The organism is Sporomusa termitida (assembly GCF_007641255.1).
Classification (GTDB): domain Bacteria; phylum Bacillota; class Negativicutes; order Sporomusales; family Sporomusaceae; genus Sporomusa; species Sporomusa termitida.
In genome coordinates this window covers 3342811-3354889 of record NZ_CP036259.1, presented here as the reverse complement: position 1 = coordinate 3354889, position 12079 = coordinate 3342811, and the positions used below count along the sequence as shown (strand labels likewise).

The window sequence follows — 12079 nt, the reverse complement described above, 5'->3', positions numbered from 1 at the left end:
AATAATTATTATCAATGTTTATTATAACCTTAATTGATTTTTAAAAATAATGGTTCACAATAAATAGTTATTCTGAAATGTCTACACTCTCTTGTATTAACTGCCAGAATGGTTTATCTTTACAATGCAGGGGCTTATTTATATGTGGAAATTTAATTAGACTCTGATGCTTCTCAAGCCGCTTAATCTTGGAAGAAATATTATCTTCTTCAACTTTGCTACTGGTATTAAAAATATACTTTATATCTTTAGCGTTTAAGTCAGATACATTATGGACCACCCAAGTTGAAATATAGTTTGCATAATCATTATCTGTTGTTGAGAAGTGGCTTAAAAATTGAGTAGACAGTATTGTTCCAACACCAAACATACGTCCTTCTTTTAGAAGTTTTTTTAAAGAATTAAAATTTTTGCTTAAAAAGTTATCAGCTTCATCTACTAAGATCATTTTTGTTAATTGACGATATTCATCTTGGGTCTCACTTTCTCCAGCGATTAACATTTGAGTGTAGAGAATATCTAAAGATATGGCCACTACAAGATTTTGAATGCTCTCATCATATCCTGAGAGTTTTATTACTGTGACCCCAGTTATAATATCAAATAATGGTTTTGTCTTATTGACATCAGGTTCAAAGAGTTCAAAATCAGCTAAATTACGCAGGGATGCGTATAAAACATCTTCTTTTATATCTTCTCTCGAAAAATAGAGACCAAAAACGTCGTTTAATGTTGGGGGCGGATTGGTCCATGTGGACGAAACTGCCTTTTTTATCCCTTGTCTTTCATAGGTATCCATAATAATTTCTCTTAATAACATTTCCTGCTTAGGACCTAAGTGAAAAGCATTAGAAATGGTTTCTTTAAGCATATTAGCTGTGTGCAATGGCAATAGAGGCCTTGAATCTTTAGTTACGAATAATGCTAGGGGGTTATAAGGTAAGTGAAATAAATCAAGAATAGTAGCATTAGTAGCTTTCCGAAAATTTTCATCAACATAATCGCCTTTGTAATCAAAGATTAAGATACCTATAGGTTTACTATTCACATTATCGTGTTGGTTTTGGTAGAGTTGTGTAATTAAGGATTTTGTAAACTGTGTTTTACCCGTCCCCATGGTCCCAATAATACCGGTATTTGTATGAGATGTTTTATTAGTATCGGTAGGATACCAAATTAAAGGCTGGCTAGTATCAGTTTGAGTTCCAAACACAACTTGTAATGGCTGTATTGCAGTTTTTTGACGCTGTTGCATCAAAAAAACTGCAGAGGAGATATGATGATTATCATTATTAGAACCAGATTCAGAAACGTTAGCTAATGCTTCTGGCTTATTTTTAAGCCTAAATGTGTTGCAAAACAATGTAGCAGGGTCAAAGTCATTTTTTCCATTAAGGAACTTATTTTTTAGCTCTTCGATATTAATGGTAATATGGTTATAACCAGCCTGCTCCGAGAATTCAAGAATCAGAATATTATCTTTGATAATTGGATGTTCATTGAAATATATATCTTTCTTAAAGGATAGTACGGCGCCTCGGCCGATAAAGATATCATGATCACTACTAATAGTGTAACTGTCATTTAGAAGTTGAGCTCTAACCGTACTGTTTAAAATCATATCCCAATTTTGTTCAGGCCATATATTGTACAGTTTCATTTTCTCTGCACTAACAATCATTAATTGCACTAAAAAATTACGATATAATTTCTTAGTCATAGGGTTACTTTCGTTTTCAGTTTCAATTAGAAATTTTTCTATAAGATCTCTGGTTTTGTTGGCTTGCTCTACAGCCTTTTCTTTTACTCCTAGCGCATTGTTGCCGATTTTTACTTCTATAGGATAGTAATAAACGTTTATTTCGGTACCATAAACATGAACGCCTATCAGCAATATATCATCGGAATAGTTTCCCGAACCTTTGAGGTTTTTAATAGAGAATAAACCACCATTCTTACTTAAACCAGCCCCACCGGAAACGCGTAATATTTCTTCAAGTGAAATAGGAACCCATATAATGTCAGGATGATAAAAGTATGCTAGAGATATTTTTATAGCGGAAAGAATACTAAGTTTTTCGCGTGGCATTTGATTTTTGCTAGAGATTAAACGTAAAAGCCATTTACCATTTATAGCATTAAAAAAATCAATTATTTTAGCTGATGCTGTATCTACAGGATTTAACTGTTTAGTATGAAGGAATTCTTCTATTATCATTTGATATTGTTTTGACTTTCTTGTTACTGTAATAGCATCATAACCACTGGATGAAGTATACTGGTCACTATAATGAATAATCAGTAGATCTTTTGTTTTGAAATCACTTTTAAAAAAGTTTAAATCAACTTTGGGGTCTATAAAAGTTATCCAGTGAGAGGTGTCATAAACCTTATCTAGTGATTTTTTTCTATCTTCAAATATTGCTGTGGTTATACATTTTTTGTTGTCAAAGGGGTCACCACTTGCGATAACTCTTTCCAATGCATTTAACAGTGTTGCAATGATCAAAAGAGGAGTGTCATTTATCTTTTCAAGATGCTTGGTGCCGAAGCCAGTACGATAAGAATCACCTAAATAAATTGAAGGGATACCTGAGACTATACCGGCTAGTGCTACCCCAGTAGATATATCTTCCATATTACTGCTAGTACCTTTTGTGTCTTGATTCATTTCATAAAAGGTTATATGGACATATTCATAAATATCTTCTTTTTTGTGCTTTTTAAAGAAATACACTTTTTCTCTAAAAATATTTAAGATATCTTCTTCAGTAAAAAAACTATTGCTACTACCAACTGAAAATGTTAAATTAAAAGTTTCTTTTATAGTTGAAATATCATCATAGAAGGATATTTCTTCAAATGCATTAATAGAATCAAGTTCACTATAAATATATAATTCAATGGTAATTAAATTTTCAATTGAAGGGTTTTTTCGAAGTGCACTAATGTAGTAGAAAAAAATACCTTGCAATATTTCCTTGCAATCACCTAAGTTGACCAAACTGATTTTTATAGGAGCTCTGCTGGTTAAGTTAAATAAATAAGAGAAGTGATCCATAAATTCTTCTATTTTCTCTTGCACTAATTTTGCTACAAAATTTCTAGAACCTTTATATCTTTGTTTAGCCGAATCAACATAAAGTAGCCATTCAGGGGAATGAGTCTGCTCCATTGGTTTATATAGTTTTCCATTATAATCATGAATATATGGTAATAGAGCCGCAGGATTCAATTTCTTTAGTAATTCATCTGGTAATTCTTCATTGCCGATCTTATTATTTATTAATAACTGATACGCTACCATAAGGGGATGTAAAGGGGTTAGAAGTATTTCTTGTTCCCCATCAAGCTTTGTAATTACCCCAATTTTAGTAAGGTCTTTTTTGATAGAAGTAATGTAAGTCCCGTTTTCAATGCTACTTAGAGCTTTAATATATTCTGTAATATAATCTTGAGTCAGTGCGACGAGGGAATCGTCGTAATGAGCTAAACTGGGGGTCAATCCAGTTATTTGGTAATATTGTATTAAGCGTTCGTATGATCCCTTTAATTCGGGAGCTATTTCCACATCTTCTGGGAATAGTTCTTCTCCCAATTCCGTAAAGTGAAGAGCACCAGTTTCGATAATAAACTTTTCTCTTTCAAGGTTTTTTCTGAAGTCATCTCTGGCAAAATACTCATGGTTTCTTTGAATTAATTTATTAGACTGATATTCAAAATTGAGTTGAAGTTCTCTCTTTTTCTTCCACATACTTATTCCAGTAATTACAGTGGGAAGGGTCACATTATCTTCAATTGCTAAAGGAATCATGCAACTATTAATAATAAGGTTTATTTTTATATAATCACTATCTTCATTTACAATATCAAAATTTCCGGCTTTCTTCAAAATAAGTTTTTGCGTATCATCTATCTCAAAAGTTGAATCTAAAGAATCGATTGCATCATGGCTATCAATTACACCAGAGGGGTTGAAGATAAATTCATTTTCATCAAAATGAAAATGAATGAAATTGTCCTTCCCTTTCATATAAATAGAGAATTTTGTTTTTATTTGTTCCAAGACTTTTGCTGAACATTCTACTATAGCAATTTTAAATTCAAGCTTTATATTATTATTATCTTCTTTATATATAACTTTACTAAAAGTAGTTGTATGAGGTTTGTGAATTAAATTAACCAACAAACGTTTACCCGAGTTACTTATTGAAATATCCCCATCAGATTTTAAATTAGAACTTTTAATATAATCATTAAAAAAAAGTTCTAATTTAAGAGCTATTTGTTTTTCCTCGTTAAAAATAATAATATTTCTTATGCGGGATTTAACTTTACTTTCACCGTCAGGACGTTCCCAATATGTTAGTGCTTCAGCGATTTTACTTTCTTTATAAGTAATCGGAATAAATTCTTTTTTTCGAGTGGCAGAATTTTTTACTTCTTTATAATCTAAATTATGCCACTCATTAGTTTTTAATAAATCAACGCCTTTTTCGTCAAAGAATTTTTCTAACTCAATATCTGGATTACCATATTTATGAATGGTATCTATTTGCATAAATAGATTATAGTTATCTTGCATTCTTGAATAAGTTGCATCATCGGTTGCTTGAACTAATGCAGCATCAAAAAACAGGCCAAAATCCTTATATTGCTCTTGTTTAATTTTGCCGGTATATAAAATATCTAAAATAGTTTCGTATTCGAATATGGATGTATTGTCTTCAATAAGGCTGTTATTTTTTTGATCTAATGCAAAATGAAGAATAAAACGATCATGCCTTTTCAAAATGCCCGTAGGAAGTTTGAGTTTACTTTTTATATCGGATATTATTGATTTTACATGAAGTGGCATACCAGATTTTTGAAAACTTGCTGTGCCTTTAATAATACTATCTAATGTCGTATCATGAATAAATAAAATGGCCGAATTTCTAAATTGTGGTTCTGATTCGATTCCAACTTTATTACGCAACATAGTTAAAAAATCTGGTTTTACGTCATTTATTGTTGTAGCAATAATAATGCTAACATCTTTATAAATTAAACAACATGAATTATATAGTGGTATTTTGTTAGCGGATAAATAAATAAAATTAGTAACATTATTTGCTTGACTTAAAGATGCGTATAAAGCTGAAACTTGCTCTTCCTTTTCAAATTGTATATGGAATTTATCACCAGGCTTTATTTCATGGCTATCAAAATATTTTAATATTAGATTAGAAAGATAATCATAAAATTGCTTTGACATATTGAGCATCCCCGCTATCACTTTTTTTATCAATTAAATTTAGCTTTTCAAATAATTGAACAATTTTATTTTGAGAATCTCGGTCAAAATAAACACCTCTTTTTTCGTATTCCTCAAACAATAGTTTAAGTCGTAAACGGCTTTTATCCTTAATACATAAACGTGTAATAAATATTAGATTTTCTTCTGACATATTAAGGGTATTTCCTAAACTGCCACGTGGTTTTAAAAAATGTGTTTTGCAAAATTCTTCAAACCATAAAGCATAACGCTGATATGGACTTTTGCGTACTACGTTAAATTGATAGTCTATAATATTAAATAATTCAAATATTTCGTTTTGTATTTCATCCTCAAATTTTTGAGTTACATTGAAAGCTTCAAGATTAACATCTGATATGTGTTCAATATATTTAGTTTTTAATTTCTTTAAATCATCTAAAAAAGCGGATTGTTCGTCTTGACTCATAGAATATATTTTATTACGGAGTTCTGCATAGGTATAAGATTGATTGGAAAAATTATGGTTTAATAACTCTAAACAATTAGCATGTGAAAAGATATTGTGTATATTGGGTGCAAGGAGCTTCCATCCACGATTATAGCTGGTTCGTGACTTGCTTAAACTTTCCCACTCTAAATTAAAGTAAATTGGCTCTGGGATTGCAATATCAGTAGCTAAGAAACGATTTAACTTCATTGCTAGCTGAGCAACATATATAAAATAGTAGAATTTTAGTAGTTTATCAAAGGAATTTAAAAAGAAATGAGAGTTATTTAACATAAAGTTTAAATCTTCACAGAATAAGTTACTAATGAATGGTATACAACTTTTATATTTTTTCTTTTTTTCTTTCTCTTGAAATTTAGGGATAGGGGGGAGGGTCTTTAATAATAATGTAGCTAAAATATTTTGAGGCTCATGATTATAGGTATTGTAAATTATTTTTTGTAAGCTAGTATCGTAATTTTCTAAAAGTGTGTCAAATAAGAATTTTGCAAGATTCGGGTTAATTGTATTAGGGGCGCTATCTTTTTTGATGTAGTTAAATATTTTAGGGTGAAACAGATCAATTTGATCGCCGTTAAAAAAAAGTTCTTTAAGAATGCCTTTTAAGATAATTTTGTGACGGCTGTCAATATTAACGTGACTGATAATATCATCAATCCATTGTTCGTTTAAGGATAAGTCTTCAAAGGCTAGATTATTCAAGTTTCTAGAAAATTCGCCGACTACACTTATATAATTTTCAATAGTTTCTTTGTGCCTGTTTTTTTCAAATTTTGTATTATAAGGAAACAAAGTTATTTTTTTCCCAGTGTTATGGCGGAGAGTCCTTTTTTCATCATTAAAGTTATATGAATTATGAATTCCTTCGAAATCTATTTTATATGCCATTTACGACATCTCCTCAAAACTGTACTGTTCAAATTCTGAATCAAATACTAATTTAAATTGGCGTTTATTTTCTAGTCGGTCTTCGATAAAAAGCTCTTTATTTTGATTGCCTAGTTTCAAGATTTTATCAATAAACTCAACAAAATTTATAAAGTCATTCTTATCTTTTCTATTAGGCCGATATCCTTTTCGAATTCTCATCAGTAATTTATATAGTGAAAAATCAATTGAAATAGAGTAAGATGTATTTTTGCTAAAGTCCTTATATTCTAAGATTAAGTATGGTATAAATTTATGTAATTCATTTTTTGGTATTTGAGGTAAATTGTTTAGAACAGGAGATAAGGATAAACGTTGGCTAATTTTATAATGCAATTGATTTCTACCTATAAATAAATTAATTGTCTCAGGTGCACTTTTACCATTCCATTTATAAATGCTTTCTTTTATACGATCAAATAATGGTTTTAATTTAGTTTTGTCGCCTTTATTCCACCAATATAAATTTTGCATATAATCTAAGTAAATATCGTCGTTTAATTTAAGCCAAGTTGATTTTGGTTTAAACAAATACATTCTTAAAAAAGTTTTTGTAAGTATTTCTTTCAATGAAGGTGTGTTTTCCAGCTCTAATAATAATAATTCTTGATTGTCAAGTATCTTTTGAAAATAACTAGGATAAATTTTTTTAATATGCTTTTGAAATACTTGAGAGATATTATATATAGTATTTAATTGAATAATTAACTGGTCAACTTCTTCTTTTCTATTACAAATTGGATCTAAAAATTTTAAAGAATCAAAGATATTGGATAGGTCTTTTTGTTAAAATAAAATATTGGGAGTTAAAGACCTGATATATTCACTAAAACTGAATTTAGATAATATTTCTTTATATTCAGTTATATGGACACTTTTCAACTGATTGCAAACAATAGCTTCGAATATAAAATTTAATAGAGATCTAGTAGAAATAATTAATTTTTGTTTAATCATCGTTTCTATTAATAATTGAGTAATTTGTTCAATTACATCTTGATCCATAAAAAATTCATAATTAGCTTTTACTGGACATTTGTCTTGAATCATACAAGAACAGCAATTTTCCACATAAGTGTTATAAAATGGATTATTATTATTTTGATTACTAATTTTGTAAATTAGTTCGTAGATATAGGATGATTTTGGTCCTGTATTATTGAGTGTAAACATATGGTAATCACTAAAATTAATAAATTGAAAAAATTCATCCTTATCATAGCTGTTGTTTAGAATAGTTGTTTCTAGAATTTTTTTATCGTTAACATATCTTCTTAATTTAGTGAAATGGTCGCGATATTTTTCAGAATCAATGAAATTATTAAGAGCGCCTAAATTGATTGCCAGTATAAGTTTTTCTGGTTTACCTTCATCCAAATGTTCATCTGAGAATGCATTGAGCACATCATTTAATGTATCTATAGAAGTTTTATTAGGCTCAAAACTTTCTGTAGCATCATTATGTTTTTGAAAATTATTCAATAATACAGGATATTTCTGAAACATATACGAAATTAAATGAGACTTACCGTCGCCAACACCACCACAAACTAATATTAGTTGAGGTATGCTTGAGTTTGCAGCAATTTCTAAAATCGATAACAATTCGAGTTCCACTTGTCGCTGAACATGTATATATTTTTTAAAATTGCTGAATGAAGCCAAGTTTTCAACGGCTTCTTTTGAAGATTCCATTAATTTTTTTAACTCGATTACTAAACAGGAGTTAATATTCGCCAAATCTTTTACACCCCATTAGTAGCAAAATTGTATTTTATATCAACATAAATTAAATAAAAATTTTGCTGGGTATTTAAACCTTTATTAAATGAATTTGATTTCTATATCTAAGCATGTTTAGAATTTTTTATCGATTTCAATCAATACCTTAATAGCCTTCTTCTTTTCTGGAGGAAGGCTATTAAATTTACGGGCAATTTCTAAAAGCTCAAGATCTTCAGATGAGAAATTATCAGGTAATAATGTAGGAGAATTAGAAGGCGATATCTCGGTATACTCTTCGTCAACAGCCAATAATAATAGTTCTATTACATTTATGCCTAGGCCCGAAGCAATTTTTTTCAAAGAATCTACGGTAGGTTTTGCTGGCTTTTGGGTTCTGGGGTCATAACCCTTTTCTAACGTATCAATTAAAGTATGGCTCACGCCACAACGTTTAGCTAATTTTCGTAATGATTCGTCTCCGCGTTTTTGTTTAATATAACTGCCTAACTTGTTAGACATGTTTTATCTCCCTCCCCCCCCGTATTGTTTACAAAATAAAAATAATTGTTGTTTATGCTTGACAATAGAGGTTTTGTTGTTTATAATTTACAATAGAAAGATTTAAGATTATGATAAAAGGTGAAAACATTTAAGATAGGTGATAAAGCGGTATTGGTGATTTAAAAGCATTTTTCTACAATTCTTTCGTATTGCAAAACAATAATAAAAAATATATGTTAAGGAGACGATCTGCGCATGAAGAAAAGGAGGGGAAAATGTACAAGAAAGATAAGCCGCATGGCAAAGTTCCAAACATTGGATGTTACTAGTTTTATATACCACATTACGGCATTAAGGCGCATAACATTCTATTAATAGCAATTCCAGTATAACTTATTTTTGGTAAACCGTAAATTTATTATTATCTTCGGGCTTTATCTGACCTGCCGACCAGATAATCCAGAGAAACATTGAAATAGTCAGCAAGGGTGATAAGTCTGGCAATATTGGGTTCTCTCTCTCCTGATTCATAAAACCTCCAGGCGCGAGTGGAGATGCCCAGTAAATCGGCTAATTCTTGTTGCGATACATTATGCTTTTGTCTTAATTCTTTTAGTCGATTCGAAAAATTCATCAAAACGCTCCTAAAATACATTGACAGGAACCGAATGTTCCTATACAATAAAGAGGAACAAATTGTTCCTAATATTAGATTGGAGGGTAGTACACCCACAAGAGGAAATCAATTATATATGTATATCGACACAAGAACCGAGGCAGTCTAAATTTCTTAAATATAAACGCGGTATTCTTTGCTGATCTTCTTTGCCATAAGGTCGGTAGAAAAAACACTTATCTGATCCAAAAAAGGAGGTGGATAAAAGAACAGTCGAAATTACGGCCGGCTTACACAATGTAAGCTGCCAGACAAAGGCAAAGTCTGCTCAAAAACGTGTCACGAAGACACTTGTCGCTTATCGTCACAGTAAGCGACTGCTGCGGGTGGAGATAATCGAACGGAAAACAGGGGTGTGTTCCACATACGATTGTCTCCATTATAACGCAGCCTGCGCCTAGCTTCAATGCAGGTGCTGAAGAAAATGTAGCAAAGATTTACAGATTTAGCCTCAAAAAAAGACAGGCGGGAATTTATTATTGCTATAGGAGAGTGAGAGGGATAGAGAAATATAATAATCCTTGGCCAGGCTTCATGGTAATAAAAAGAACAACTGTATATCCAGGGGAGCGGCGCGTGTAAAGATGATAATGGGGGAAAGCGGATTCTCTTAATCCTGGATTAAAAAATACCTTGCATAAGGTATTTACGAATTGGATGGCATGTATTATAATTAGGTAAATGTTTCATTTTCAACCATAATTTTACATAGGGGAATAGAACGACTTATGAGGATGGTTCTATGAGTCAAACTTTATCCCTATTGGGCGCATAGTTCCTGCCTTTGAATGGTACAGGCGCTAGAAGGTGACAAAAGGGGTTGTCCCCCGTTGGCCTTTTGTAATATCCAGTGACAAAAATATTTATTATTTTGGTGCAGGTGCCCGTAAGGGCCTAACAGAAAAGCCGGTTCAAGACCGGCGCGGTCCCGCCACTGTAATGGGGAGCAAAGCCATGTTTTTGCCACTGAGACATAACTGTCTTGGGAAGGTTTGGTGGAGTGATGATCCAGAGCCAGGAGAACTGCCTGCATAACAATCACCGTTTTACCTGCGATGGACCGGGGAGGGGATTGCGATGCAATTTTTGATTTTGTACCGACAGCTTCGTCGGATAGCAAGAAGCCTCTCTGGATGCTAACATCACAGGGAGGCTTCTTTTGTTTTGCCATGGTGGGCAAACAGGCGGGAATAGACAGCTAGTCGCATACTTTAATTGTCGTTAACCGGCATAAAAAACTGAATCACATCAACTTCTAGTCCGTCTGCGATAGCGAATAGAACATCTAAAGAGAAAGCCTTGGCGGAGTTTGGCGCTTCTATCTTGCTTAGATAACTCTTGCTTATTCCAACTTTATCTGCTAATTCATCCTGGGAAAGTCCCCGGCGAATGCGATAATAGACGATTTTCTTAGCAATTTGGCGATACCGTTCATCATTGGTTGATTTCATAAAATAGTTTCACCTCTGCAATCAAATTATAAAGGTCATCAGGGAATTGGTCTTTTCACCTATTGGGTAATGACTGGCAATTGATGAAAAGAGCATTTGTGCTAAAGAGCCCTGCAGTTGCTTAGTGAAAGGAGCGTGAATGGAATCAGGTTAATGCAATGAATATAGGATTAACTAGGTAGTAACAACGGGAAAGCGGATGTCGTGATTACGAGGTACAAGCTTCAGTAGCCATTATAGCATAGACGCAACGGGGAACGGACTTATAAACATAGAACGGGCAATGAGAAATCAATGCGGGTACAGGCGCCTTTTTTAAAAGGATTAATAGGGAAGACCGGTGAGATACCGGCACGGTCCCGCCACTGTAATCGGGAGTCAGTCTAACGAATGCCACTGGGATGAGATAAACATGCCGGGAAGGATGGACTGATGATGAACTGGAGTCAGGAGAATTGCCTGTACCGACAATCTTCGTTTGACCTGCGAGGAACAGGGAGAAGATTATGTGACTTGTGTGAGCTTTTATCCTTGCATGAGACAAATCGTTATCGCAAAAGGAGGGAAAGAAGACTAAAGCCTGCGGTACGGCAGGTGGAAAATAAGTAATATGACGGATTGAGCCGGACAAGCAGAACCCATTGTTGAATATAGGAATAGAGTTTAGTAGCAAATATGGACAAAACAGTCATATTATCCTGAAAGAGCACATACAGTTAAATGAGGAAACGACAACAGCATAACGTTGGGATAGGTGCCCGCAAGGGCTTAAAAGGGAAGACCGGTGAAATACCGGCACGGTCCCGCCACTGTAACGGGGAGCAATCTCGCATATATGCCACTGAGGCGAAAGCTTTGGGAAGGCGCGGGATCGTTATGAACCGGAGTCAGGAGAACTGCCTTATCCAGCAATCGCCATTATACCTGCGAGTGACAGGGAGGAGATTACGAAAAACCAGGGCCGGATACCGGCTGGTTGGCGTAAGCACTCCCGATATGGGAGTTTTTTATTTGGTATTTTTCGTGTACAA

The 12079-nt window shown here is 32.9% G+C and carries 5 protein-coding genes, 1 pseudogene and 3 riboswitches; all 6 genes and pseudogenes read right to left on the bottom strand.

The window, feature by feature from the left end; all coding sequences use genetic code 11:
- Nucleotides 1-67: 67 nt before the first annotated feature.
- Nucleotides 68-5257, bottom strand: coding sequence for a DNA phosphorothioation-dependent restriction protein DptH (dptH, locus tag SPTER_RS15780; protein ID WP_211367301.1), 5190 nt, complete (start codon nucleotides 5255-5257; stop codon nucleotides 68-70).
- Nucleotides 5238-6656 carry a DNA phosphorothioation-dependent restriction protein DptG gene (dptG, locus tag SPTER_RS15775; RefSeq protein WP_144351255.1) on the bottom strand — a complete coding sequence of 473 codons (1419 nt, stop codon included), beginning with the start codon at nucleotides 6654-6656 and terminating at the stop codon, nucleotides 5238-5240. The genes dptH and dptG overlap by 20 nt, the downstream gene beginning before the upstream one ends.
- Nucleotides 6657-8390: pseudogene (gene dptF, locus SPTER_RS25410) on the bottom strand (DNA phosphorothioation-dependent restriction protein DptF).
- Nucleotides 8391-8552: 162 nt separating this feature from the next.
- Nucleotides 8553-8939 (bottom strand): helix-turn-helix domain-containing protein, encoded by a 387-nt coding sequence (locus tag SPTER_RS15760; protein ID WP_144351252.1) that lies wholly within the window; start codon nucleotides 8937-8939, stop codon nucleotides 8553-8555.
- A 403-nt stretch (nucleotides 8940-9342) separates the two neighbouring features.
- The gene (locus tag SPTER_RS15755) at nucleotides 9343-9555 is read right to left on the bottom strand and encodes a helix-turn-helix domain-containing protein (protein WP_144351251.1); all 213 of its coding nucleotides are present in this window, start codon (nucleotides 9553-9555) and stop codon (nucleotides 9343-9345) included.
- A 903-nt stretch (nucleotides 9556-10458) separates the two neighbouring features.
- A riboswitch (cobalamin riboswitch) is annotated at nucleotides 10459-10642 on the top strand.
- A gap of 166 nt (nucleotides 10643-10808) precedes the next feature.
- Entirely contained in the window at nucleotides 10809-11048 is a 240-nt protein-coding gene (locus SPTER_RS15745) for a helix-turn-helix domain-containing protein (RefSeq protein ID WP_144351249.1), read from the bottom strand.
- A 287-nt stretch (nucleotides 11049-11335) separates the two neighbouring features.
- Nucleotides 11336-11525, top strand: a riboswitch (cobalamin riboswitch).
- A 258-nt stretch (nucleotides 11526-11783) separates the two neighbouring features.
- Nucleotides 11784-11966, top strand: a riboswitch (cobalamin riboswitch).
- Nucleotides 11967-12079: the final 113 nt, after the last annotated feature.

Excerpts from the sequence above, each read along its gene's own strand:
- dptH (WP_211367301.1), bottom strand. The coding sequence starts at position 5,257 with ATGTCAAAGCAATTTTATGATTATCTTTCTAATCTAATATTAAAATAT.
- dptG (WP_144351255.1), bottom strand. The coding sequence starts at position 6,656 with ATGGCATATAAAATAGATTTCGAAGGAATTCATAATTCATATAACTTT.
- SPTER_RS15760 (WP_144351252.1), bottom strand. The coding sequence starts at position 8,939 with ATGTCTAACAAGTTAGGCAGTTATATTAAACAAAAACGCGGAGACGAA.
- SPTER_RS15755 (WP_144351251.1), bottom strand. The coding sequence starts at position 9,555 with ATGAATTTTTCGAATCGACTAAAAGAATTAAGACAAAAGCATAATGTA.
- SPTER_RS15745 (WP_144351249.1), bottom strand. The coding sequence starts at position 11,048 with ATGAAATCAACCAATGATGAACGGTATCGCCAAATTGCTAAGAAAATC.